Origin of the sequence: Sphaerochaeta pleomorpha str. Grapes, from assembly GCF_000236685.1 — a bacterium.
Taxonomy (GTDB): domain Bacteria; phylum Spirochaetota; class Spirochaetia; order Sphaerochaetales; family Sphaerochaetaceae; genus Sphaerochaeta; species Sphaerochaeta pleomorpha.
Map to the genome: position 1 here is coordinate 1,435,434 of NC_016633.1, position 22,987 is coordinate 1,458,420.

Here is a 22,987-nt window from a genome sequence, read left to right on the forward strand (position 1 = left end):
TTACCGCGGCGCAGGTGGTGTCTATTCTATAGGTTACGCTTAAAAAAGGAAAGTCTCTTTCCTTTAGAAAAGCCTTCTCACAGCTGAGACTATCTCTTCTTTTGTAGGAATAACCTGTTTTTCAAGCTCCGGGGAGAAGGGAATCGGGGATTCTTTCCCGCAAATCCTTACCACAGGAGCCTCAAGGCTGGTAAAACAGACCGGGTCGGAACCAATAATGGCTGCAACTTCCGCCCCATATCCCCCGAATTCGGGACTATCGTGGACAATGACAACCCGTCCGGTTTTTTTCACCGAGGTGAGTATGGCATCCTTGTCCATAGGCTTGAGCGTGGCAAGGTCAAGGACCTCTGCCTCAATCTCATCCTGTGCAGAAAGGATTGCCGCAGCCTCCAGGCAAGTCATGACCGCATGGCTGTAACAGACCAGCGTTACATCATTCCCTTTCTTTTTGGTAATGGCTTTTCCCAAAGGCAACACATAGTTGCTGTCACCTACCGGACCAAGATTATCGTAGAGCATCTTGTGCTCGAAAAAAAGAACCGGGTTGTTATCCCTGATGGCACTCTTCAACAAAGCCTTGGCATCGCCGGGACAGGAAGGGGAAACGACGATCAAGCCAGGAATATTGGCAAACATCGACTCAAGGCTCTGGGTATGCTGGGCCCCGTGCCCGGTCCCACTTCCCATAGGGGTACGGACTACCATCGGACAGGAAAGTTGCCCTCCGCTCATAAACCTGAGTTTGGCAGCATGGTTTACCATTGGGTCGCTTACCAGAGTCGAAAAATCGCCATACATTATCTCAACGACTGGCCGGATGCCAAGCATTGAGGCCCCGACGGCAAGTCCGGTAAAGGCTTCTTCACTTACCGGGGTCTCAAGCACCTGGGCAGGGAAAGTCTCGCTTAAGTTGCCGGTGACCTTGAAACACCCGCCATATAGGCCTATATCCTCGCCTATCAATACTACAGACGGGTCGAGATCCATCTCCTCAGCCAAGGCCTCGCGTACGGCCTCTCGGTAGCTGATCCTGCTGTTTTTCATACACAGGCCAAAGGTTGTATCATCAAGATTGGGAGAAAAAAGATACCCCATAGCTTCTTCAAGTGTAATATGTTCGCTTTTGACCGTCTCTGCATCCAATGCAGCCTGGTCAACCTGACGCTTTGCTTCCAAAATAATCGACTGTACCTCGGAGTCTGTAAAAAGACCGCTTAAAACCATGTTGCGGGAAAAAGACTCGATAGGATCCTTATCTTTCCAACCCAGTTCTTCCTCTCGGGTACGGTAGACGCAGCTATCGCTCTTGGAATGTCCACAGGACCGGTAGGTCTTCACTTCAAGGAAATAGGGTTTCGAATTCTCACGTATATAGGCAACTGCTGCCAGGGCAGCCGCATATACAGCCTGCACGTCATTACCGTCGGCTACGGCATATTCTATGCCATACCCCTTGGAACGGGATGCGATAGAATCGGTGGATACAACCGATTGGGTGGGAGCACTCATCCCATAGCCATTGTTCTCACAGAAAAACAAGACCGGGAGGTCCCACACGGAGGCTAGGTTCATGCTTTCGTGGATGCTTCCCCGGCTTGAAGCTCCATCCCCAAAGATGGCAACACCGATATTTTCTGTCCCTTTACGCTTGAGTGCAAATCCCAGGCCAATGGCGAGGGGAACCCCACTGCCGACAACAGCCGAGGCTCCTGCATTCCAGTGCTCGGTATCGGTCATATGCATAGAGCCGCCTAGCCCTTTGCAAATACCATCGGAGGAACCGAACATCTCGCTAAACATCTTGCGTTCGGAAGTTCCCCTTGCAAGGGTATGGCCGTGACAACGGTGGGTGGGGACTATCCAATCCCCATCCTTGAGAGCCAAGGCCAAGCCAGCCTGGGTCGCTTCCTGCCCAATGGAAAGATGGGTAGTACCATGCATCTGTTTGTGTTTAAAAAATTCATCGACCCGTTCTTCGAAATACCGTGACCGTACCATGATAGAAAGGGCTTGTATCGCCTGTTCTTTTGAAAAATTCATTGTTGCTCCCAAAAGGAGATATGCAGTCTCCTTGCTTAAAGCCAAAACAGATAAGTGTTTTGTTTGTGTCTGTCAGACTACTGGTTCATAAGGATAGTGTCAATAAAACCGATATATACCGTATGATAATCGCCACCGCGATAATGATTCTGTATTTCAGGCAATACAAACTGTTTTTTCTCGATTTCCATAACCGAGGCCTTCGTACAGGAAAATACCATTTTTGCCTGTTTGAAGGTAATGCGGTCAACACCATCAGGGGAGGGAATCGGCACCGGCTTCAGCCCAGAATCGAACACTTTGTCACTCTCTCTTCCGCTGTGCTGCCCACACCATAGGAGGGCTTCTTTCATTTCCGGCCCGAAAAATGAGCAGGTAAAGCCTTTTACCTTATCCAGGAACTGGTGGGTATAGCGGCTTTTTCGAACATAGGCTACAATAACGTTCCTTCCCCACAGAACACCCATCGTCCCCCAGGATGCCGTCATGGTGTTATAATTGTCCGTAGTTCCTGCTGTAAGGAGAAACCCATCGTTTCCTATTGCCGAGAAAGGATTGAATTCGAGAACGTCTGCCGATACTTCTGCAAACATATTGGCCTCCTAATATTGGCTTATAGTGTAACTATCGCAAAAAGTGTGGTCAAGTAGTCAATTTCATTCAGTACCATTGTACAGGTAATCCTTGGTTCTGCAACATTTGACGACATTGACACAGCCCTGTTTTTCTAGTATTCCTAAACAATACAGACATCATCGCCAACAGCCGGAAAGGCTGCGTTGAGGAGGACCAATGAAAGATTCCCTCGCGATCCCTGCTTTGACAGAGGATCTCGTACGTGTTCTGATTGATGCAGACACGATTAACCGGAGGGTCGACGAGCTTGCCCGCCAGATTAGCGCAGATTATGCTACAAGTGGAGGCAACCTCTTAGTCGTTGGAGTACTGAAAGGCTCCTTCATTTTCACTGCCGACCTGACCAGAAGGCTTTCGGTCGACCATGTTGTCGACTTTATCGCCCTGTCTTCCTATAAAGGGGACACGAGCGGAAATGTAAGGCTCCTTATGGACACCAGGGAAAATATGGAGGGCAGGAATGTCTTGATCATCGAGGATATACTCGATAGCGGCAACACGCTTGATTACCTCATCAGGAATTTCAAAACCCGCAACCCCGCCTCCGTAAAGACAGCAGTATTGCTCGACAAACCTGACAGACATGTGGTCCCTGTTGAAATCGATTATATCGGTTTCACCATTCCTGATGTCTGGGTTGTCGGATATGGCCTCGATTATGCTGAGAAACACAGGACACTACCTTATATAGCAGAAATGTATCCACAAGCCTAAGAGGGAGCAAAACACATGGACAACGATAAACTGTACGTAAGTTACAATTCGGTGCACAAACTGGTAAAGAACCTCAGCGAGCAGCTAACTGCTTCTGGCTATGACCCGGATGTAATCGTTGCTATCGGAAGTGGCGGGTTCATTCCAGCCAGAATCATCAAGACGTTTATCAATCGGCCCATCTACGCTGTTGGTATTTCCTATTATGGTGTCGACAAGACCCATAAGGACCACCCTACAAAAATCCAATGGATTGACGAAGTACAGTCCCAGCTCAGGGGTAAGAAGGTATTGCTAATCGACGAAGTCGATGATACCAGGGCTACCCTAGCCTATTGTGTGGGAGAATTGTTGAAGTACGAACCTTCTGAAATTGCAGTTCTGGTGCTCCATAACAAGCTCAAGGAAAAGGATGTAGAATTCCCTGTCGAAATCAAACGATATTTTGCAGGTTTGGAAATCGGAGATATCTGGATTAAATATCCCTGGGATGCCATCGATATCGAAGAGCATACCGAATTGGAAAAAGAAATGCTCGAAGAAATGAAAAAGCAAGGCAAGGAGCTGTATAAATGAACAACGTAACATCAATTGTAGGCGCTCAGTGGGGAGATGAAGGCAAGGGACGCATTGTTGACTATCTTGCAGTCAATTCCGATATGGTTATCCGCTACCAAGGCGGCGACAATGCCGGGCATACAGTCATCAATGACAAGGGCAAGTTCGCCCTCCATATCATCCCTTCAGGTATCTTCAATCCCGATACCATCAATATCGTCGGGGCTGGAACCGTGGTCAATTTCGAGACCATGGCCAGCGAACTCGATTCCATTGCCGCAAAGGGTGTACAAGTGCAGAACCTGTTTATTGACAAACGGGCCCATATCATCATGCCCTACCACTGCATGCTTGACGGTGCAGAGGAAAACTCAAAAAGCAAAAACTGGCAGATCGGAACAACCAAACGTGGTATCGGTCCATGCTATAGCGACAAGGCAGCACGTTCGGGAATCAGGGCTGTCGACCTGCTCGACCCTGAACGCCTTGAAAAAAGACTGCTCATGGCCCTTCCCAGGAAAAACCGTGAGCTTGCCTACTACGGGCTTCCCGAAGTAACCGTCGAAGAGATGCTTGCTCTCTGTGGCAAATGGACAGAACGTTTCGGTGACAAAATCATCGACACCGTCCCTGTCGTTCGCCAGGCCTATGAAGATGGAAAGAAAATTCTACTTGAAGGCCAGCTGGGAATCATGAGAGACCTCGACTGGGGCATTTACCCCTATACAACCAGCAGCAGCCCGACCTCAGGCGGTGCTACCGTCGGCGCTGGCCTTGCCCCGAGCAGGATCAGCGAAGTAATCGGCGTAGCCAAGGTCTATTCGACAAGCGTTGGCGGCGGTCCGTACATGACAGAGCTGTTCGACGAGACCGGAGAGAAACTGAGAGCAATCGGGAACGAATTCGGTGCAACAACAGGAAGGCCCAGAAGAACAGGATGGTTTGACGGCGTTGCAGCCGACTACTCCTGCTGGATCAATGGGTTTACCGGTGTTGCCCTTACAAAACTCGACATTCTCGACTCGTTCGAGAAGCTCAAAGTCTGCGTAGCCTACAGGGTCAATGGTGAGATTATCAAATACTTGCCCGAGACAGCCCTGCAGGAAATTGCAGAACCCATCTACGAAGAATATGATGGCTGGATGTCCGACACGAGCAAGGCTCGCAAATGGGAAGACCTTCCCGAGAACGCCCAGGTGTACTGCAAGCGACTCGCCGAGTTGATCGGGGCTCCGATCAAATACATTTCCGTAGGACCGGAACGTGACCAGATCATCATTATGTAGTTGAGGCGAAAAGCCTAATCAAGGTATTGAAAAAAGCTGTCGCACTGTCTTGAAAAAGACAAAGACGACAGCTTTTTTCTTGTTTCCATGTTTGCTTCTTTTCTTGTTTCCCTGCCTCTGCGTTCATCTTTCATGCAAAAAGAACGGGGAGAAGCCCTTTCAGAGCACTCTGGTTTTTATTTGCCGGTAAAACGGGTAAGGAATTCCTTGGTCCGGGGATTCTTCGGATGACCGAAGATTTGCTCTGGGGGCCCTTCCTCTGCAATCTTACCTTCATCCATAAAGACAACATGGGTGGAGATATCACGGGCAAACGACATCTCATGGGTTACCACAAGCATCGTCATCCCTTCCTCGGCCAAGGCCTTCATGACATCGAGAACTTCCCCTACCATCTCCGGGTCAAGGGCTGAGGTAGGCTCGTCAAAAAGCAAAATCTCCGGCTCCATCGCCAAGGCCCTGGCTATGGCGACCCGTTGCTTCTGTCCGCCGGAAAGTTGCTGGGGTTTTGCATTGATAAAAGTATCCATCCCCACTTTATGCAGGTAAAACAAGGCTGCTTTCTCAGCCTCGTCTGCCTTCTTTTTCAGAACCTTCATCTGACCAAGCATACAATTACTTAAAACCGTATGATTGTTGAACAAATTGAATGACTGGAAAACCATTCCTACTTTGGAACGATATTCGGCTTCATCGACAGTACCGTCAACCACATCCTTAGCATGGAAGAGTATTTTCCCGGAGGTAGGGTCTTCCAGAAGGTTGATGCATCTCAACAAAGTGGATTTGCCGGAACCGGAAGCTCCGATAATCGAGGTAACATCCTTCGGCTTCACCGAAAAATCGATATCCCTGAGCACGACGTTGGTTCCAAAGGTTTTCGATAGATGCTGAATCTGTAATATCTCTGCCATTATAGGTTGCCTCTCGTTCTTGGGATGTAGGAATTCATGCCACTGGTAAAGGCCAGGGTGTCAGCCGTCGCAAGGTCATAGGTCGCGGGACCATCCATCTTGTTTTCCAGATGGCGCAAAATCCTGGAGCAAGAGAAAGTCAGGATGAAATAGATAATCAAGGTGACCGTGGCTGCCTCAAAATAAGTATATAAAGCCCCTGAGATACTCTTGAAGGTGAAAAAGAGTTCTACAGTCCCGATAATGGAAAGTACGCAGGTATCTTTGATATTGATAATAAGGTTATTGCCTATCTGTGGCATGATATTACGCAAGGCCTGCGGAAGAATCACATGTAGCATTGTCTGGAAATGGTTCATGCCAATAGCCTTTGCACCCTCACTCTGTCCGATATCGACAGAAAGGATGCCACCCCTCACGGTTTCGGCCATGTAGGCACCGGTATTGATGGAGACAATAAGGATTGCCGCCTGCCACATACCCATATTTATATTGAAAAGCTGGCTGGCACCATAAAAGATAAAAGCAGCCTGCAACATCATGGGTGTTCCCCGGAAGAACTCAACATAGATGGCAAGGAGGATCTTCACGAATTTCAAGAGCCCCTTTTTTACGGGGCTGCTTTTTTTACGTGGGGTGATAGTCTGGACAATTCCAACCGCAAAACCGATAAGGCAGCCTAGGGCTGTACATATCAGGGCGATGGCCATAGTAGTAGCAGCCCCCTTTATCAGGGAGCCACTATATTTTTCCACTATAAATACCATACGCTCGAAAAAATTCATTTCAGATATGGACATACAGTTTCCTTATTAGTTATTCGACAAAGGCTGTACTGAGATAGCTTCATCCATCATTGCGTTGAAATCGGCAACGGTCAGTGTTGCGAGAACCCCATTGATAGCTTTGGTAAGTTCAGGGGTTTTCTTGGAAACCGACACACCGATGTTGATTTCTTCCTGGCTTACCTGGAAATCATCGTCCGTGGAGGAAAAATCGAGGATTCTCATATTCGGATAGGCAACAATTGCAGCCTGGGCAGTTGGCATATCGGTACAGATATAATCGACTCTCTTACTGTTGAGGGCAACCAGCATTGCTGGGGCAGATTCCTGTGCAGGAAGAATCTTTGCATCCTTGATCTGGGGAAGGCAAGTATCATACCAGATGGTTCCCAGCTGGCTGGTACAGGTTCCTCCGCTCAGATCAGAAAGACCCTTGGCCGAGGCATATTTGCTATCTTTGGTAGTCAGGCTAACAATGGAAGCATAGTAGTAGGGGGTCGTGAAGTCTACCATCTCAAGACGCGGGGTAGTGATGGACTGTCCTGCAATGACACAATCGACAGAACCGGACTGAACGGCAGGAACCAAGGAATCCCAGTCCAATTTGACAATCTGCAGTTCATACCCCAGTTTCTCTGCAATGAGTTTTGCCATCATGACATCATACCCATAGGCATAATCCTTAGAGCCGACAATGGGAACGGCTCCGTTGGAATCATCAGTCTGAGTCCAGTTATAGGGGGCATACCCACACTCCATTGCTACGCGCAAGGTCTTTGCAGAAGTAGTGGCAGTTTTTTCACTGTTTCCCTGTGCAAAGGAAACCCCGGCAACCAAAACGATCATCAATGCTAAAGCAACAATTCTTCTCATTTGTTTTCCTTCCTTACAATGTTTCTCAAAACCTTTAAAACCAATGCATCAAGATGGCATCTTGCCTCAAGACCCTTCAAATACCAAGAAAACCCTTGGGCCCCTCGATACTTTTATACGGGACTTGTCCTGTGATTAACTACCAGGCAGAGTCGGATGGCCAAAGGTAAGGTACCTTGCTTCAAGAGTTTTACTTCCCATTAGCATACATGCATGTTATTTTTTTTTCAAGTTGTTAGTAAAATAAATATAATGTTATTATAATAACACCTTTTCGTAGTGTTTTCATTATTGCTACTTTGCTCCCTTGCCAGAGCCAAATCCTTCATTGCCTGTTGTGCAAAAGAAATTCCCCGGACCCTCTGAACCCATCAGGGGATTTATACAGAGGTTAACGGGGAATACTAAGTAAGCTTGGCTGACAAACATAAAAAGGACAGGGCATTGTAATGGGGAAAAAGATGAAAGCTACTCGCTATAAATTTGTCTTGAACCGTTGATAATGGCCTGGAAGTACTGCTCGACCCAGGCCTTTGCCTCATGTGCCTTCCTCTCCTTCACCAGGGTGTAGGTTTTCAAGGTACTTTTATAGACATTTTCACAGCCATAGAGCCTGCAATACCGTTCCCAAAGAGCGGTAATAGGAATGGAAAAAGAAGAATAGATTAGAGGCAGCAGGGTATTCTCGGTAATAATGCTAAATTCATGATGAAAGTCGAAAAGAGCCTTCGCACAGGCGGAGGGGTTTTCCGCCTCCTTCAGCTTTTCCAGATACGGCAGGACAGATTCGATATCATCATCACTGGCCTTTTCAATGATGGTATCTATTGAAAGCAGGTCAAATGCCTTTCTAATTTCCAGAATCGAACGTATCTCAGCTCGTCTGAGCGACCCGCCGTTGTAATTCATGATGGAGAGGATGGCCCCGGCTTTTCCCTGCCGCCTGAAATCATTGACAAAGACACCTATCCTCGGGCGAATTTCCAGAAAGCCTTTGCCTGCCATTTCCGCTATGCCGGAATGCACGATGGTCCTGCTGACATTCATCTGTTCCGCAAGATCCCTCTCGGGCGGCAGTTGTGTCCCGATCTCGAGTTTTCCCGAGAGGATCATATCCTCCACCTGCCTGACAAACAAGTCTTTCAAGGATGGTGCATATATTTTTGAGAATTCCATTGTTTGCTCCCTATTTCATATATTGGTCTCTGGTATTACCAGAAAAAGTATACTACATATTTTTAGATATTTCAGTAAAATAATCTCTAGAATGATAAATTTTAGGTTTTTATAGATATTTTTTTATTGGTATATGAAAGATTCTATGTTAGGATTGCTGTGGTATTACCAATAAACACAAAACGCCACCCTCTAGGCACATTTGCAAAGGGTGGCGTGAAACGGAAGGAGGGAAAGAAATGTTTCTTTTCCAAGCACAACCCTGGTACAACTATCTCATGTTACTGGCAATCTTCGGTCTTCTGATTCTTTTGAATGAAATCAGTCGTCGTTCCCAGAAGGGAGGATTCATCCTTTTCATTATCCTTCCTCTTGTCCTTTCCCTGTTTGTCTGGCCAAAGACTGCCAAGGGGACGAGCGTTGATGATTGGTTCCACTTTGCCAAAGTCTATTCTTCCCTTGCAGGTTGCATAGGGTTCTGGGCGATCAGGAATTTCAAGAACCTGAACAAAAACAAATGGGCCCTCTGCTTTCCTCCCTTGATCCTCGCGGTCAACATATTGGAAGCAGTTGTCAGAGACTTCCAAATCGGTGGCCTTGGCTTGGTGAACCAAGTGTTCGACGGCATGGCAACTACCAGTGGAGTCTGGAACTACATGAACGGCATCGCCGGTATTCTCAACATCATCACCATTACCGGCTGGGTGGGCATCTGCATCAGCAGCGGAAAGAGCAAGGACATGCTCTGGCCCGATATGTGCTGGTTCTGGATTGTTGCCTATGATATCTGGAACTTCGCCTATACCTACAACTGCCTTGCCGACCATGCCTGGTATTGCGGGATAGCCTTGTTGCTTGCCCCTACCTTTGTAGCCTTCACCCTGAAAAAAGGCGCCTGGCTTCAGCACCGTGCCCATACGCTGGCACTCTGGTGCATGTTCGCAATGACAGTCCCCTCCTTCATCGACGGTTCAAAATTCGCTGTCAAGTCGAGCCAGAATCCAAAAGCTCTCTTTCTGGTCAGTTTCCTTGCCCTTGCAGCAAATGTGGCAGTAGCAGTCTATATGGTCTACAAGATTGCCAGAACCCATAGAAATCCCTATACATCAGAGCTCTACTCAGATTTAGCTTGCTATAAAACCGTAAAGGCAGAAGCTGCCAGGTAACTTTCAAGGAGGTTTTTTCCGTGAATACATTCAAAATATTGGAAATCAAGAAAAGCGTTTTCGAGAACAACGACGAACAGGCTGAATTATTGCGCAAGGATCTGAAGGAAAAACAACGGTTCCTTCTCAATCTCATGTCTTCTCCAGGTTCGGGGAAAACCACAACCTTGAAAAGAACCATCTCAGCCTTGGAAGAGGAAATGCACATCGGCGTCATGGAAGCTGATATTGATTCCGATGTAGATGCAATAGCCATTTCTGAGACCGGGGCAAAGGTAATCCAGTTGCATACCGGAGGAATGTGCCACTTGGATGCAGAGATGACAAGCCAAGGTCTTGCAGGCCTCGAGACAGAGGGACTGGACCTTATTATCCTGGAAAACGTCGGAAACCTTGTATGTCCTGCCGAATTCGATACGGGGGCGGTAAAGAACGCCATGATCCTCAGCATTCCCGAAGGCGATGACAAACCTTTGAAATATCCCTTGATGTTTTCAATCTGTGATGTGCTTCTGATCAACAAGATCGATGCCTTGGATTATTTCGACTTTGATATCGAAGCGTGCACCCAGCGGGCCAAGGCTTTGAACCCAACTATCAAGGTAATCCCCATTTCTGCGAGGACAGGCGAAGGGATGGCGGACTGGATACAGTGGTTGCGCGAACAAGTAGCGGCTTGGAAAGTCTGAGGAGCATAGGATGGAAGAGATAAACTATAAAGTCTTGGAATTTGCGAACAAGGTCAGCAGAAAGAAAAAAGGTGCCAAGGATGAACTCGATGCCCAGGGACCGGAATACAGGATCCTATCATCGGTGGTAACCGAGGAAATGGCAGAGGTCGCCCTCGCCTTGGAATTCAGGAAACCCCAGAGTGTCAGACAAGTGTCTGCTATCTGCAACAAAAGCGAAGAGAAAACCCGCGAACTGCTGGAGCAACTGGCCACCGATGGCGTCTGCTTTGTGAACAACAAACAAGGCGTTGATACCTACTGGTATGACACCTGGGTCCCCGGCATCATGGAGATGATGGCAAACAATCTCGAAAACGTGCACAAGCATCCCGAGATTGCACAGGCTTTCAACGATTATGGCATAGTGCGCGGTTCCAAGTCTTCCGGGATGTTTCCCGTCGGCGTAGGCTTGATGCGCGTCATCCCCATCGAAACCGCAATCTCGGGAGAAACCAGAAAAGCTTCCTATGAGGAAATATCCAAGTATCTCAATGAAAGTACTATCTTCTCTGTCTCCGATTGTGCCTGCCGGACTGTTCGGGAAGCCATGGGAGAGGGTTGCGGGCATCTCAAGGAAGATATGTGCATCCAACTGGGACATGCGGCAGAATATTATATCAGGACAAAGCGCGGCCGCGCGATCACCCGCGAAGAAGCGTTTGCAATCATCAAAAGGGCTGAGGAGAATGGGCTCATGCACCAGATCCCCAACCTGGACGGAAGTGGCAAGACCCATGCCATCTGCAACTGCTGTGGTTGTTCCTGCCTTTCGCTCCGTACGGCCGAGATGTTTCTCAATGCCGATATGGTGCGTTCCAATTACGTATCGGTAGTCGACAAGGACAAGTGTGTGGCTTGTGGAGAGTGTGTAACGAACTGCCCGACAAATGCCCTCCACTTGGGACAGAAACTGTGCTCAACCAAGCCTATCGTAGACAAAATCGAACGAAAATATACACCCCGCAACAAGGAATGGGGCCCGGCCGACTGGAATGTTGACTATCGCACGAACCGTGAGAATGTGGTAGAAAGCGGCACCAGCCCCTGTAAGACAACCTGTCCGGCCCATATCGCCGTCCAAGGCTATATCAAGCTTGCCTCCCAGCAACGTTATACCGAAGCCTTGGAATTGATCAGAAAGGAAAACCCGTTCCCAGCTGTCTGTGGCCGTATCTGTCCCAAAAAGTGTGAGGATGCGTGTACCCGCGGGGATATCGACGATCCCCTTGCAATCGATGATATCAAGAAGTTCATTGCAGAGCAGGACCTGGATGTAAACCGTCGTTTCATCCCGGCAAAGCGCCATGACTATGGCAAGAAAATTGCAATCGTCGGGGCCGGGCCTTCCGGGTTGTCCTGCGCCTACTATCTGGCGATCGATGGCTATAACGTGACTGTTTTCGAAAAGCAACCGGTACTTGGGGGCATGCTGACAATGGGAATTCCCTCTTTCAGGTTGGAAAAGAACGTTGTCAATGCTGAAATTGATATTCTTCGGGAACTTGGGGTCGAATTCAAGACCGGTATTGAAGTCGGCAAAGAAATATCCCTCAACCAATTGAGAGAACAAGGGTACAAAGCCTTTTACCTTGCCATCGGAGCACAACAGGGAAGGAAAATCGGCATTGAGGGAGAAGACGCCGAGGGTGTTGTCTCCGGCATCGAATTCTTACGCAAGGTCAACCTTGCCTCTTTTGATACACTCGAAGGGAATGTCGTAGTGATCGGAGGCGGCAATGTTGCCATAGATGTTGCCCGCACGGCATCTCGTGTCGGAGGCGAAAAGGTCTCCATGTATTGCCTGGAAAATCGTAGCGAGATGCCAGCCCTTGGTGAAGAGATTGCGGAAGCCGAAGGCGAAGCGATTGTAATCAACAATTCCTGGGGCCCGAAGCGTATTCTCACTGAGGGAGGCAAGGTTACCTCTGTAGAGTTCAAGAAATGCCTGTCTGTCTTTGACGCTGACAAAAAGTTTCATCCGGTTTATGACGAGGAACAAACGATTATCGTTCCTGCCGATACAGTATTGCTTTCTGTCGGACAATCGATCGAATGGGGTTCTTTGCTCGAAGGCAGCAAAGTTCAGGTAAGGCCAAACAAAGCAGCGATTGCCGATTCCTTTACCCTCCAGACAGACGAAAGCGATATATTTGTCGGGGGAGATGCCTTGACCGGACCAAAATTCGCCATCGATGCCATTGCCTTGGGAAAGGAAGCCAGTATTTCAATCCATCGGTTCGTACAACCAGGGCAGAGCCTGGTCATCGGACGAGACAGGAAAAAATATACGGCCCTCGACAAGGAAAGCGTAATTGTTTCCGATTATGACACTACGCCAAGGCAACGGGCAATGCAGGATCATTCTGCCACACTTTCTTTTGCTGATGAACGCGGAACCTTTACCGAGGAACAGGTCAAAAAAGAAACGGACAGGTGCCTTGGTTGCGGGGCGACGATCGTCGATGAGTTTCTATGCGTCGGTTGCGGGCAATGTACGACAAAATGCAAGTTCGAGGCCATCTCATTGAAGAGAAAGTATAATGGTGAGGGTGTGTCCTACGAGCATGTAAAACCTGCGGTTATGAAAACCGTTATCAAGCGCAAAGTCAGGATTACTGCACAAAAAGTGCAGGATGCGTTTACAGGAAAATAGGAGGAGTACCGATGCACGAACTGGGAGTGGTCATGGAAGTGATCAAAGTGGTTGAGAAGGCCATGAAAGACAACGACTTGCAGCAGGTGGAAAAAATTGTCCTGCAGATAGGAGAAATCTCTTCCATGATTCCCCGGTATATATTGCAATGTTTCCCTGCAGCTGTAGAGGGGACTTGTCTTGAGGACACTGAACTTGCGATTGAGATTCTCCCTGCAAATGCGCTCTGCAAAGATTGTAGAAAAGTATATCCCGCGGTTCCGACAAAGGGGGTTTGCCCTCACTGCGGAAGTGAAAACAAGGAACTGCTGGGAGGCAGGGAGTTCAATATCAAGGAGATAGTCGCATGCTAGCTACTGCACTCGACCAGTTGCAAGTAATCTCCTTTTTCGATTCCCAAGCCCCGAACTGGGATGCCTGTAACAAGGCTAAACCGGAAAAGCTGGAGACAATCCTGGATTTTGCACACATTCTGCCAGGTGACAAAGTCCTTGATGTCGCCTGCGGGACAGGAATACTGTTTCCCTACTACCTTAAAAAGGAGGTAGCGAAGGTTGTCGGGGTCGATATTTCGGAAAAGATGATTGCAAGGGCACAGGAAAACTACACGGACCGTAGAATAGAACTCCACAACCTCGATATAGAAAAGGCAGTTTTTACATGCCAGTTCAACCAGGTAGTGGTGTTCAATGCCTTGCCTCATTTCAACTCGCCAAGCCATTTGATACCAGCGCTTGCCCGTTTTACCGAGCCGGGGGGAAGATTGACCATAGCCCATGACATGGGTAGGGCTCACCTCAACACCGTCCATTGCAGGAAGGCAATGGCTGTTTCGCTTGGGCTTATCAGTGAGACTGAGCTCTCTTCCCTGTTTTTGCCTTTCTTTACCGTCGATTGCATGATTTCAAATGAGGATTACTATGTCGTCTCGGGCTTGAAAAACCGCTAGGACCCAAGCCCCAACCGGGGCAAGGGAGAAATCTAGCTATCCGATGAAACAGGGAGACCTTCCTAAATGAGGGGATGAGAGGAAAACGAGTCCCCCTTCTCTTTTTGTAGTTCATACTGTTTTTGCAGATTCTCCAGTTTCCGGTAGCTCGAAAAGAAGGCAGGTATCAGAAAACAGTCGGCAAGGAGCCAAGCTGCGGGGGAAGCAAAGCAAACGGCAGAAAAACCCCACAGCGGAACTGCAATGAGGGCAACACTCATCCTTGCAACCATTTCAAGCATGCCTGAAAGCACTGCGAAGCGACTGAACCCCATCCCCTGGATCATAAACCGCACAATATTGACCAGTGCCAAGGGAAAATAGAAGGCACTGGTGATTATCAGGAATCGATGGGCGTTGGCAATAATCTGCGTTGCCTCAGGACTCAGGAAGAGCAAGCTGAGGCGAGTCCCGAAGAAATACATAATCACCCACGCAATAAGCGAATAGATCAGGCCTAAAAGGGCACTGGCTCGTACCCCTGTCTTCAACCGTTCAAAGTTCCCTGCACCGGTGTTCTGTCCGCCAAAGGTTGCCATCGTGGTTCCCAGGGCATCGAAAGGTGTACAGAAAAACATACCTATCCTCGACGCGGCAGTAACTGCGGCAACGACTCCAGACCCCAAAGAATTCACGGAAGCCTGCAAGATTACGCTTCCAATCGCAGTAATGGAATACTGCAGCCCCATGGGAATGCCCACATTACAGAGCGTTTTGAAATGTTGCCCCTTGATTTTTTTATCTTCTTCTGTGAACCGGAGAATTTCAAACTTCTTTCCCATGTATATGAGACAGGCAAGCCCTGCTATCCCCTGGGAGATTATCGTAGCAAGGGCTGCCCCTGCAACATCCAATCTGAACACCAAAATGAAGAGCAAATCCAGGCCGATATTCAAAAGGGAAGAAAGAACAAGAAAATAAACCGGGGTTTTGCTATCACCAAGGGCACGGATAATGCTGGAGACCATATTATAGAGAATAATAAGGGGAATCCCGCAGAAAATGATTCTGATATAGGAAACAGCACGGTCGATAATGTCAGCAGGGGTTTGCATCGCCACTAATATAGGACGGCAGAATACGACAGTGAGAATGGTCAGGACAATCGAAAAAAGGATGCACAGTATCCCGGCGTTGAAGGCATACTGACGCATGAGGCGAAAATCCTTTGCCCCGAATTTCTGGGCAAGGGGAATTGCAAAACCACTGCAAAGCCCCATACAGAAACCAATGATAAGAAAATTTACCGATCCGGTGGAACCGACGGCAGCAAGTGCTTCTACGCCAAGGATTTTGCTGACGATTACCGTATCAACGACGTTATAGAACTGTTGGAACACATAGCCCAGCAAAACGGGAATTGAGAACCCCAAAATGAGTGATAGGGGCTTCCCCTCGGTCAAATCTTTTGTCATATTTCCTTCTCGGGAGCTCACACTGCCCAGCGCGTATGGATTCACGCATCCGTTGCCGACACTGTTTCACAAACACGAGAAGACTGCAATACTAGTATCTAGCAATTCTTGCTGATACTCACAAGCAATAAAAGTAGTACATCCTGAGTATTGCCTGCTAGCGAAAAGTTTCTCCTCTTGGTGCTTCATAACCATTACTTTTTAAAATTTTCAACAGAAATAGCTACTTAGTTATTGACATATGCCATTTATAAACGTACTGTATGAGTGTAACCGACATATGTCAATAACTAATACCAGGGAGGATACACATGCCAGCAAGAGATGGAACGGGCCCAATGGGTCTTGGACCGTATTCTGGAAAGGGATTTGGAACCTGCCCAAGGCTGTCAGGAAGAGGATTTGGACGTGGCTATGGCAGAGGCCAAGGCTATGGGTATAGAAATACCTATGGTACCGTTGCTACGAAAGAAACCCTCGAAGAACAAAGGGAAAATGTAGAACGTCAATTGAGAGATGTTCAAAACAGGATACAGAGCCTGAAATAAGTCTGCAAGGACCGTAAAGCCAAAAGGAGCCTTTGTGCCAAGACCAAGAAAATGGAGAAATGTCTGTTGTTTGCCACTTAACAATCGCTTTGGGCCGATTGGGTCTCCACTCGACCAGGACCATGCAATCTATATGACAGTCGACGAATACGAAACCATTCGATTGATCGACCTGGAAGGATTCACCCAGGAACAGTGTGCAAACCAGATGCATGTTGCCAGGACCACTGTCCAGGGAATCTATGACATTGCCCGCCAGAAACTGGCCCAGTCTTTGGTAAATGGGAAAGTCCTGTTTATTGAAGGGGGAGAATACCACCTCTGCGACGGGCAAGGCCCCGGTTGCACTTCCGGATATTGCCACAGACACCGGTGCAACCGCAATGTTGCAGAAACCGAAACAGAATAACTGAAAACCAATGGAGGATTTTAGTATGCTAATTGCAATTCCCTCAGACGGGGAAAGCCTCGACACATCCGTCTGCGTATCATTTGGACGGGCACCTTTCTATTGCCTGTACAATACAGAAACCAAAGAAAGCCGATTTCTGGCAAATAGTGCGGCCGATGCAAGCGGAGGCGCTGGTATCAAGGCAGCCCAGATCCTGGTAGACAATGCGATTGGAACGCTCATTACCATCAGGTGCGGGGAAAATGCCGCAAAGGTGTTACAAAATGCCAATGTAGGGCTCTACAAGGCCATCGATTTGAGTGTTGCCGACAATATCGATGCGTTCCAGAATGGAAAACTTCCTGTCCTGGACAAAATCCATCCAGGTTTCCACCATGGCCACTAGGGAGGCAACCCTTGCCATTCTCAGTGGCAAGGGAGGTACAGGAAAAACCCTGCTTGCGGTAAACCTGGCTAGTGTAGCGCAAAAGTCTACCTATATCGACTGCGATGTAGAGGAGCCTAACGGGAATCTCTATTTCAAACCCAAAAACAGTGAGACCCTCCAGGTCACTGTCAAGAAACCGGTAGTCGATGAAAATCTTTGCAACGGATGCCATGCGTGCGTTGATTTCTGTGCTTTCAACGCGCTTGCCCTGATCGGAAAACGTTTGATGATCTTCGAAGAAATCTGTCACTCCTGCGGTGGCTGTATGCTGGTTTGCCCACAGAAAGCCCTCAGTGAGGCCAACAAAGAAGTGGGAACCATCAAGATCGGCAACTCCGGTCCTGTCAAAACCCTGGGGGGAACGATGAACATAGGGGAAAGCTCTGGGGTCCCTATCATCAGACAGTTGCTAGGCAGTGAGACAAAAGGGACCACGTTTATCGATTGTCCCCCGGGAAGCAGTTGTCTGGTAATGGAAAGCATCAAGGATGCAGACTTCTGCCTTTTGGTCGCCGAGCCAACCACCTTTGGCGTGCACAACCTTGCCATGGTATATGAGCTGGTTACCCTTCTGGGAAAAAAGCATGCGGTTGTCCTGAATAAGTGCATGGAAGGCGAAAACCCTGCGGAGACTTTTTGCCAGGAGAAGGGAATCTTGATTGCAGGGAGAATACCCTTTGACAAGAAATTGGGGATCCTACACTCGCAAGCGATGATAGCGGCAAGAGAGGATGGCAACTTCAAGAGGCTTTTCTCATCGATTCTCGAGACTATTGGGGGAGAACTAGGAAATGAAACAGTTGCTATTGCTCAGCGGTAAGGGAGGGACGGGAAAAACAACCCTTGCAAGCGCCTTCATTTCCCTGTTGGACGCCAAAGCCTACGCCGACTGCGATGTCGATGCCCCAAACCTGCATCTGGTGAACAACCATTTCACTGATTTGAAAACCACTGACTACTTTAGTCTACCCAAAGCAGTTATCAACCCAGCAGCTTGCATACAGTGCGGGGAATGCATAAAACATTGCCGCTTCGACGCCATTACGCTCGATAGTACCTATACCATCGATGAATATGCATGTGAAGGTTGCAGGGTATGTTTTCTTGTATGCCCTGCCAAGGCTATCAGTATGCAGGAATCGAAAGCCGGGGACTTGCGCCTGTTCACGAACGAGCGTTCTGTCTTTTCCACTGCTACCTTGAAGATGGGAAGCGGGACAACAGGGAAGCTGGTGACCAAGGTGAAGGAGCAACTGAAAACGAATGCGCCAAAAACCGAGGTAGCCATCATTGACGGGTCGCCAGGGATTGGGTGTCCGGTAATTGCCTCGCTTTCCGGTGTCGATCTGGTTCTTATTGTCGCAGAACCTTCAGTATCAGGGCTTTCTGATATGCTGAGGATTCTCCAGACTGCAGGGCAGTTCCAGGTGAAGGTAGCGGTTTGCATCAATAAATTCGATACAAACCCCCAGCAAAGCGCTCAGATTGAGGCTTTTTGTTGGAAACAGGGAATTGCCTATGTGGGAAAGATTCCCTTTGACAAGAAAGCGATAGAGGCGATTAACAGCGGGAAATCAATTGTAGACATTCCTTGTGAAAGCGGTTGGGCCGCAAAGTCCGTGTTCGAGCGAACCATGGAATTACTACTAAGGAGTCAATCATGATTATCAAGGCACTGGTTGAAAACTCATCCTGCAACCCATCTCTGGGCGAGGAACATGGATTGAGCCTCTTCATTGAGACAAACAGCAAGAAAATTCTCTTTGACACAGGGGCTTCTGCATTATTCAATGAAAATGCACAAAAGCTCGGAGTCGACTTGAAGCGTGTCGATCTTGCAGTAATTTCCCATGGCCATTATGACCACGGAGGGGGGCTGAAGACGTTTCTTGCCCTCAACCCGACAGCCTTGGTCTACGTCAGGGAAAATGCCTTCGGTCCCTTCTATTCTGAGCGGGCTGGAAACTCATATGAATATATCGGACTGGATAGCAGCCTTGCAAAAGAAACGCAGATTATTCCGACTAAGGAACAATTGCAACTTACCGAGGGGATATCCCTGTTTTCTGCTGTCTGGGGAACTCAATACTTTCCTTCAGGGAACTGTAGCCTGTTTAAAAAAGAAGGGAGGGACTATGTCCCTGACGATTTCTCCCATGAGCAGAACCTGGTAATCGAAGAGGATGGAATATGCCTGCTGGTTGCCGGCTGTGCCCACCGGGGCATTGTCAACATCCTTGAGCATTTTTACCGGGAACGAGGCAACTACCCTACCCATGTAATCGGAGGATTCCACTTGTTCAACCACAGAACAGGAAAACCCGAAAGCAAGGAGACCCTTTCGGGTATTGCACACTATTTATTGAATACCGGGGCAAGGTTTTATACCTGCCACTGTACAGGGGAAGAGAGCTTCGGCTTTTTACGTTCAAAGCTGGGCGACCATATCGAATATCTGCCAGGGGGCAAGATCTTGACCATACGGAAGAAGGAGTCAAAGAAATGAGTGAAGGATGCAACGAACAATGCAGTTTTTGCAGTGAAGACTGTACAGACAGGAAAGAAGAAGAATACGATTTCCGCTCAAAGGAAAACAGCCAAAGTAACATCAAGCATGTTATCGCGGTCGTGAGCGGGAAAGGTGGCGTAGGGAAATCGATGGTAACCTCCCTGCTTGCAGTCGCTATGAACAAAAAAGGGTACAAAACCGCCATTCTTGATGCCGATGTGACAGGGCCTTCCATTCCAAAAGCCTTTGGGATCAAAGAGAAAGCCAGCGGGACCGAGGATGGGATTTATCCGAATGAAAGCTCCCAGGGGATCAAGATCATGTCGATCAACCTTCTGCTTGAAGATGAAACGGCACCGGTGGTGTGGCGCGGTCCCATGATTGCAAATACGGTCAAACAGTTCTGGACCGATGTCATCTGGGGTGATATCGACTATATGTTCATCGATATGCCACCGGGGACCGGCGATGTGCCCCTTACGGTTTTCCAGTCCCTGCCAGTTGAAGGAATTGTCATGGTAACGTCTCCCCAGGAGCTGGTGTCCATGATTGTCTCAAAAGCGGTGAGAATGGCCGAGATGATGAACATCCCCATAGTAGGACTAGTGGAGAATATGGCCTATTTCCTTTGTCCTGATAACAATAAAGAGTACAGGATATTCGGGGAAAGCCATATCGAAGAGATTGCACAGGCCCACACAATTCCTGTTTTGGCAAAGCTACCCATCGATCCTGAAATCTCAATGGCCTGTGATACGGGGACTATTGAACAGTATGAGAGTATCTGGTTTGAGGATATCGCAAAAAAACTACATAAAATGGAGAAACAGACTATGATGAAAATTGCAGTTGCAAGTGACAACGGGAATGTATCGGGGCATTTTGGCCATTGTGAGAGCTTTATGCTTTTTGACTGTGAGAATGGGTCTGTCGTAAAGACGGAAACCGTCGCAAACCCTGGGCACAAGCCTGGATTCCTTCCTGTCTTTCTACATGAAAAGGGAGCCAAGGTCGTTATCTCCGGAGGAATGGGCGGTGGAGCCGTCGATATATTCAATGAAAAAGGCATTGAAGTCGTCGTGGGGGCTACCGGTCCAGCAAAAGATGCTGTACAAGCCTACCTTGGGGGAAAACTTGAATCGACCGGTTCGGTTTGCCATGAACACCAGCATCATGATGAGTGCGGTGAGTAAGTAAGACCCAACTCAACAAATTCTCTGCAGGGAAGGACGCAGGAAGCTGTGTCCTTCCCTGTTTACACAACCGATAGGTTGTATCCCCCGGTTGCTTTTCGTGCAATCTGGAAGGATGCAAAGGTTATATTGCAGCTATCTGCAAACTCCTTGCACTCTGCATACTTGTCATTCACATATTCAGGCTTGTGGGCATCGCTGTTACAGATGATTTTCACCTGTGACTTGGCTGCAAGGTCCCAGAAATTGAAAATTGGATAAGCATACCGATTGCCACTCTCAGTTTCGATTTTCTTTTTCCTCATTCCGTTTGCATTGATCTCAAGGGCTACGTTACAACTTACCGCACATTCGATGATAGCTTTGGAGCAGGCCTCCGCTTCTTTGTCCCAAGTACGGTAATTGTAGGCAAATACATCGGGATGGGCACCAAAGACGAATAATCCTGACTGCATGGCCTGCAGATACTGGTCGGTATAGGTAAAAAGGTCTTTTTTCCCCAGCTTGTTCCAGAACATCGAATATTCTTCGTCCTTGTCCAGGGAAAGGTCATGCACCCCGAAAAGCAGGTAATCACAATCCATTTCACCTAGGATATAGTCAGTAAAATAGGAATGGTATTGCTTGAGGTAATCGCATTCGAATCCTCGAAGCACCACAAGCTTCCCTTCATATTTGTCCCGGACTGCAAGGCAGTCCTCACTGTAGGGAGAGAGGGAAGCGTTTGGCATCCTTGTACGGGCCCAGCGGTCGTCAGGTACCGGGCAATGTTCACTGAAGCCAAGAACCTGGAGTTTTTGCTCCAAGGCTTGCTGGGCATATTCTTCGACTTCACCGAATCCGTGACCGCAGTAATAACTATGGGTATGGAGGTTTACAACCTCTTGGGTAAATATTTGTGTATTCATAATGGTAAGGTTGGGACAGTATCGGAAATATAGCGTCTTTGTTCAACAATGTAGCCTGATAATTCTTCAGGACCCATATAAAGCAGAGGAAGATCAAGGCGATTACTTTCTTCTACATTCTCAAGATCAAACATTGCAGCTTTAAAAGCTTCGAGAAGTGTAGCTATTATCGAAGGTGGAGTACCTTTGGGAGCAACCAAAGCCCGTGCAGAACCAAAAGTAAACGCAATGCCCTTCTCTTTCAAAGTTGGAACCTGAGGAAAGGAAGGTATCCTTTCTTCAGTAAAAGAAGCAAGGATACGATATTTATTGTCTCTGGTGCCCTGGGCAACTTCTGAAATCTTTGCTACTACAGACTGGACATACCCTTCGTTAAGTGCTTTCAACATATCTGAGGATCCACCAAAGGGCACATGCGTTACTTGAATATTAGTCTCCTTGCAAAAATGGGCAGCAGCGATATGATTGCTTGCACCATATCCATTATTTCCAATTGTTACTGAAAACGGATTATCCCGAGCGTTCTCAATAAAATCCTCCAAAGTTACACAGGAATTCTCATAGGGTACAACGAGAACGGCAGAATCGAAAACATGATTCATTATCGGTTCAATCGAATCAATCGAGTAAAGGGTCTCTCTATCAAGCGGGAGTGAGACAAAAGTAGGTAAATTAATAAACCCAATTGTGTAACCATCAGGTTTGGAATTACTGAGTTGGGCATATCCCAGCTCCCCATCCCCCCCGCTGATATTGTTAATCACCAGATTCACGTCAAGGTACTTTTCGGCAACTGAACAAAGAACCCTTGCGCCTATGTCGGTTCCACCACCAGCTTTGTAGGCAATAATGACGGAGATATCATGACTTGGGAATCCAGACTCACTCTGCTCATTTTTCATAGGAAGGCCCAACGCTGTTTCTTTAGCCACCTGCTGCCTAGGAGAGCAGGAAACACATAGCAAAAGGCCTAGGCAAATTGAAATCATTTTTAACGAACGCATTGCAGTTAACCTCTGTAGTTGTAGAACAACTGTAGCAGAGAGGACCTC

General features: G+C 47.9%; 24 protein-coding genes. 15 read left to right on the forward strand and 9 right to left on the reverse strand.

Annotation, left to right across the window (positions count from 1 at the left end; genetic code table 11):
• Positions 1-63 precede the first annotated feature (63 nt).
• Together SPIGRAPES_RS06585 and SPIGRAPES_RS06590 are read right to left on the reverse strand one after the other, a co-directional pair.
• The gene (locus tag SPIGRAPES_RS06585; protein WP_014269988.1) at positions 64-2,043 is read right to left on the reverse strand and encodes an alpha-ketoacid dehydrogenase subunit alpha/beta; all 1,980 of its coding nucleotides are present in this window, start codon (positions 2,041-2,043) and stop codon (positions 64-66) included.
• A gap of 77 nt (positions 2,044-2,120) precedes the next feature.
• Positions 2,121-2,636, reverse strand: coding sequence for a flavin reductase (locus tag SPIGRAPES_RS06590; RefSeq protein ID WP_014269989.1), 516 nt, complete (start codon positions 2,634-2,636; stop codon positions 2,121-2,123).
• A gap of 199 nt (positions 2,637-2,835) precedes the next feature.
• Here SPIGRAPES_RS06590 and hpt point away from each other — a divergent pair, with 199 nt between their 5' ends.
• From hpt to SPIGRAPES_RS06605, 3 genes are read left to right on the forward strand one after another with little or no spacing between them, the layout of a single operon-like run.
• A complete protein-coding gene (gene hpt, locus SPIGRAPES_RS06595; RefSeq protein ID WP_014269990.1) occupies positions 2,836-3,393 on the forward strand; it encodes a hypoxanthine phosphoribosyltransferase in 558 nt (185 codons plus the stop codon).
• Between the two features lie 15 nt (positions 3,394-3,408).
• Entirely contained in the window at positions 3,409-3,969 is a 561-nt protein-coding gene (locus SPIGRAPES_RS06600; protein ID WP_014269991.1) for a phosphoribosyltransferase, read from the forward strand.
• Positions 3,966-5,237 carry an adenylosuccinate synthase gene (locus SPIGRAPES_RS06605; protein WP_014269992.1) on the forward strand — a complete coding sequence of 424 codons (1,272 nt, stop codon included), beginning with the start codon at positions 3,966-3,968 and terminating at the stop codon, positions 5,235-5,237. The genes SPIGRAPES_RS06600 and SPIGRAPES_RS06605 overlap by 4 nt, the downstream gene beginning before the upstream one ends.
• A 176-nt stretch (positions 5,238-5,413) precedes the next feature.
• Here the strand turns inward: SPIGRAPES_RS06605 and SPIGRAPES_RS06610 are convergent, their stop codons facing one another.
• From SPIGRAPES_RS06610 to SPIGRAPES_RS06625, 4 genes are all read right to left on the reverse strand, one after another.
• Positions 5,414-6,151, reverse strand: a complete 738-nt coding sequence (locus SPIGRAPES_RS06610) for an amino acid ABC transporter ATP-binding protein (RefSeq protein ID WP_014269993.1) — start codon at positions 6,149-6,151, stop codon at positions 5,414-5,416.
• On the reverse strand, positions 6,151-6,951 hold the full coding sequence (locus SPIGRAPES_RS06615) for an amino acid ABC transporter permease (protein ID WP_014269994.1): 801 nt from the start codon (positions 6,949-6,951) through the stop codon (positions 6,151-6,153). Before SPIGRAPES_RS06615 ends, SPIGRAPES_RS06610 begins: the two co-directional genes overlap by 1 nt.
• A 12-nt stretch (positions 6,952-6,963) precedes the next feature.
• Complete coding sequence (locus SPIGRAPES_RS06620) at positions 6,964-7,809, reverse strand: transporter substrate-binding domain-containing protein (protein WP_014269995.1); 846 nt, start codon at positions 7,807-7,809, stop codon at positions 6,964-6,966.
• Between the two features lie 468 nt (positions 7,810-8,277).
• Positions 8,278-8,985 carry a FadR/GntR family transcriptional regulator gene (locus SPIGRAPES_RS06625; RefSeq protein WP_014269996.1) on the reverse strand — a complete coding sequence of 236 codons (708 nt, stop codon included), beginning with the start codon at positions 8,983-8,985 and terminating at the stop codon, positions 8,278-8,280.
• A 239-nt stretch (positions 8,986-9,224) separates the two neighbouring features.
• On the opposite strand from SPIGRAPES_RS06625, the gene SPIGRAPES_RS06630 reads away from it, so the two are divergent.
• From SPIGRAPES_RS06630 to SPIGRAPES_RS06650, 5 genes are read left to right on the forward strand one after another with little or no spacing between them, the layout of a single operon-like run.
• The gene (locus SPIGRAPES_RS06630; protein ID WP_014269997.1) at positions 9,225-10,151 is read left to right on the forward strand and encodes a DUF5692 family protein; all 927 of its coding nucleotides are present in this window, start codon (positions 9,225-9,227) and stop codon (positions 10,149-10,151) included.
• Positions 10,152-10,171: 20 nt separating this feature from the next.
• On the forward strand, positions 10,172-10,840 hold the full coding sequence (gene hypB, locus SPIGRAPES_RS06635; protein ID WP_014269998.1) for a hydrogenase nickel incorporation protein HypB: 669 nt from the start codon (positions 10,172-10,174) through the stop codon (positions 10,838-10,840).
• 10 nt (positions 10,841-10,850) lie between these two features.
• Positions 10,851-13,535: an FAD-dependent oxidoreductase gene (locus SPIGRAPES_RS06640; protein WP_014269999.1), complete on the forward strand. Its 2,685-nt coding sequence runs from the start codon at positions 10,851-10,853 to the stop codon at positions 13,533-13,535.
• 11 nt (positions 13,536-13,546) lie between these two features.
• Positions 13,547-13,888, forward strand: coding sequence for a hydrogenase maturation nickel metallochaperone HypA/HybF (locus SPIGRAPES_RS06645; protein WP_014270000.1), 342 nt, complete (start codon positions 13,547-13,549; stop codon positions 13,886-13,888).
• Positions 13,882-14,484 carry a class I SAM-dependent methyltransferase gene (locus tag SPIGRAPES_RS06650; protein WP_014270001.1) on the forward strand — a complete coding sequence of 201 codons (603 nt, stop codon included), beginning with the start codon at positions 13,882-13,884 and terminating at the stop codon, positions 14,482-14,484. Before SPIGRAPES_RS06645 ends, SPIGRAPES_RS06650 begins: the two co-directional genes overlap by 7 nt.
• Before the next feature lie 62 nt (positions 14,485-14,546).
• On the opposite strand, the gene SPIGRAPES_RS06655 is transcribed toward SPIGRAPES_RS06650, so the two are convergent.
• On the reverse strand, positions 14,547-15,938 hold the full coding sequence (locus tag SPIGRAPES_RS06655) for an MATE family efflux transporter (RefSeq protein ID WP_014270002.1): 1,392 nt from the start codon (positions 15,936-15,938) through the stop codon (positions 14,547-14,549).
• A 311-nt stretch (positions 15,939-16,249) separates the two neighbouring features.
• Between SPIGRAPES_RS06655 and SPIGRAPES_RS16990 the strand changes: the two genes are divergently transcribed.
• Genes SPIGRAPES_RS16990 through SPIGRAPES_RS06685 form a run of 7 tightly spaced genes read left to right on the forward strand, consistent with a single transcriptional unit; the run spans position 16,250 to position 21,027 of the window.
• The gene (locus tag SPIGRAPES_RS16990; RefSeq protein WP_014270003.1) at positions 16,250-16,486 is read left to right on the forward strand and encodes a DUF5320 domain-containing protein; all 237 of its coding nucleotides are present in this window, start codon (positions 16,250-16,252) and stop codon (positions 16,484-16,486) included.
• Between the two features lie 34 nt (positions 16,487-16,520).
• On the forward strand, positions 16,521-16,895 hold the full coding sequence (locus SPIGRAPES_RS06660; protein WP_014270004.1) for a DUF134 domain-containing protein: 375 nt from the start codon (positions 16,521-16,523) through the stop codon (positions 16,893-16,895).
• A 25-nt stretch (positions 16,896-16,920) separates the two neighbouring features.
• Positions 16,921-17,283 carry a NifB/NifX family molybdenum-iron cluster-binding protein gene (locus SPIGRAPES_RS06665; protein ID WP_014270005.1) on the forward strand — a complete coding sequence of 121 codons (363 nt, stop codon included), beginning with the start codon at positions 16,921-16,923 and terminating at the stop codon, positions 17,281-17,283.
• A complete protein-coding gene (locus SPIGRAPES_RS06670) occupies positions 17,228-18,145 on the forward strand; it encodes a 4Fe-4S binding protein (protein WP_245535476.1) in 918 nt (305 codons plus the stop codon). Before SPIGRAPES_RS06665 ends, SPIGRAPES_RS06670 begins: the two co-directional genes overlap by 56 nt.
• Entirely contained in the window at positions 18,117-18,989 is an 873-nt protein-coding gene (locus SPIGRAPES_RS06675) for an ATP-binding protein (RefSeq protein WP_014270007.1), read from the forward strand. Before SPIGRAPES_RS06670 ends, SPIGRAPES_RS06675 begins: the two co-directional genes overlap by 29 nt.
• Positions 18,986-19,831 carry an MBL fold metallo-hydrolase gene (locus SPIGRAPES_RS06680; protein WP_014270008.1) on the forward strand — a complete coding sequence of 282 codons (846 nt, stop codon included), beginning with the start codon at positions 18,986-18,988 and terminating at the stop codon, positions 19,829-19,831. The genes SPIGRAPES_RS06675 and SPIGRAPES_RS06680 overlap by 4 nt, the downstream gene beginning before the upstream one ends.
• Positions 19,828-21,027: an iron-sulfur cluster carrier protein MrpORP gene (locus SPIGRAPES_RS06685; protein WP_014270009.1), complete on the forward strand. Its 1,200-nt coding sequence runs from the start codon at positions 19,828-19,830 to the stop codon at positions 21,025-21,027. Before SPIGRAPES_RS06680 ends, SPIGRAPES_RS06685 begins: the two co-directional genes overlap by 4 nt.
• Before the next feature lie 62 nt (positions 21,028-21,089).
• On the opposite strand, the gene SPIGRAPES_RS06690 is transcribed toward SPIGRAPES_RS06685, so the two are convergent.
• Both SPIGRAPES_RS06690 and SPIGRAPES_RS06695 read right to left on the reverse strand, forming a co-directional pair.
• Positions 21,090-21,935, reverse strand: a complete 846-nt coding sequence (locus SPIGRAPES_RS06690; protein ID WP_014270010.1) for a histidinol-phosphatase — start codon at positions 21,933-21,935, stop codon at positions 21,090-21,092.
• The gene (locus SPIGRAPES_RS06695) at positions 21,932-22,867 is read right to left on the reverse strand and encodes a tripartite tricarboxylate transporter substrate binding protein (protein WP_215904772.1); all 936 of its coding nucleotides are present in this window, start codon (positions 22,865-22,867) and stop codon (positions 21,932-21,934) included. The genes SPIGRAPES_RS06690 and SPIGRAPES_RS06695 overlap by 4 nt, the downstream gene beginning before the upstream one ends.
• Positions 22,868-22,987 lie beyond the last annotated feature (120 nt).

Excerpts from the sequence above, each read along its gene's own strand:
- SPIGRAPES_RS06615 (WP_014269994.1), bottom strand. The coding sequence starts at position 6,951 with ATGTCCATATCTGAAATGAATTTTTTCGAGCGTATGGTATTTATAGTG.
- SPIGRAPES_RS16990 (WP_014270003.1), top strand. The coding sequence starts at position 16,250 with ATGCCAGCAAGAGATGGAACGGGCCCAATGGGTCTTGGACCGTATTCT.
- SPIGRAPES_RS06605 (WP_014269992.1), top strand. The coding sequence starts at position 3,966 with ATGAACAACGTAACATCAATTGTAGGCGCTCAGTGGGGAGATGAAGGC.
- SPIGRAPES_RS06620 (WP_014269995.1), bottom strand. The coding sequence starts at position 7,809 with ATGAGAAGAATTGTTGCTTTAGCATTGATGATCGTTTTGGTTGCCGGG.
- SPIGRAPES_RS06585 (WP_014269988.1), bottom strand. The coding sequence starts at position 2,043 with ATGAATTTTTCAAAAGAACAGGCGATACAAGCCCTTTCTATCATGGTA.
- SPIGRAPES_RS06630 (WP_014269997.1), top strand. The coding sequence starts at position 9,225 with ATGTTTCTTTTCCAAGCACAACCCTGGTACAACTATCTCATGTTACTG.
- SPIGRAPES_RS06640 (WP_014269999.1), top strand. The coding sequence starts at position 10,851 with ATGGAAGAGATAAACTATAAAGTCTTGGAATTTGCGAACAAGGTCAGC.
- SPIGRAPES_RS06590 (WP_014269989.1), bottom strand. The coding sequence starts at position 2,636 with ATGTTTGCAGAAGTATCGGCAGACGTTCTCGAATTCAATCCTTTCTCG.
- SPIGRAPES_RS06680 (WP_014270008.1), top strand. The coding sequence starts at position 18,986 with ATGATTATCAAGGCACTGGTTGAAAACTCATCCTGCAACCCATCTCTG.
- SPIGRAPES_RS06690 (WP_014270010.1), bottom strand. The coding sequence starts at position 21,935 with ATGAATACACAAATATTTACCCAAGAGGTTGTAAACCTCCATACCCAT.
- SPIGRAPES_RS06665 (WP_014270005.1), top strand. The coding sequence starts at position 16,921 with ATGCTAATTGCAATTCCCTCAGACGGGGAAAGCCTCGACACATCCGTC.
- SPIGRAPES_RS06685 (WP_014270009.1), top strand. The coding sequence starts at position 19,828 with ATGAGTGAAGGATGCAACGAACAATGCAGTTTTTGCAGTGAAGACTGT.
- SPIGRAPES_RS06650 (WP_014270001.1), top strand. The coding sequence starts at position 13,882 with ATGCTAGCTACTGCACTCGACCAGTTGCAAGTAATCTCCTTTTTCGAT.
- SPIGRAPES_RS06655 (WP_014270002.1), bottom strand. The coding sequence starts at position 15,938 with ATGACAAAAGATTTGACCGAGGGGAAGCCCCTATCACTCATTTTGGGG.
- SPIGRAPES_RS06645 (WP_014270000.1), top strand. The coding sequence starts at position 13,547 with ATGCACGAACTGGGAGTGGTCATGGAAGTGATCAAAGTGGTTGAGAAG.
- SPIGRAPES_RS06675 (WP_014270007.1), top strand. The coding sequence starts at position 18,117 with ATGAAACAGTTGCTATTGCTCAGCGGTAAGGGAGGGACGGGAAAAACA.
- hpt (WP_014269990.1), top strand. The coding sequence starts at position 2,836 with ATGAAAGATTCCCTCGCGATCCCTGCTTTGACAGAGGATCTCGTACGT.
- SPIGRAPES_RS06625 (WP_014269996.1), bottom strand. The coding sequence starts at position 8,985 with ATGGAATTCTCAAAAATATATGCACCATCCTTGAAAGACTTGTTTGTC.
- SPIGRAPES_RS06610 (WP_014269993.1), bottom strand. The coding sequence starts at position 6,151 with ATGGCAGAGATATTACAGATTCAGCATCTATCGAAAACCTTTGGAACC.
- SPIGRAPES_RS06670 (WP_245535476.1), top strand. The coding sequence starts at position 17,228 with ATGGAAAACTTCCTGTCCTGGACAAAATCCATCCAGGTTTCCACCATG.
- SPIGRAPES_RS06600 (WP_014269991.1), top strand. The coding sequence starts at position 3,409 with ATGGACAACGATAAACTGTACGTAAGTTACAATTCGGTGCACAAACTG.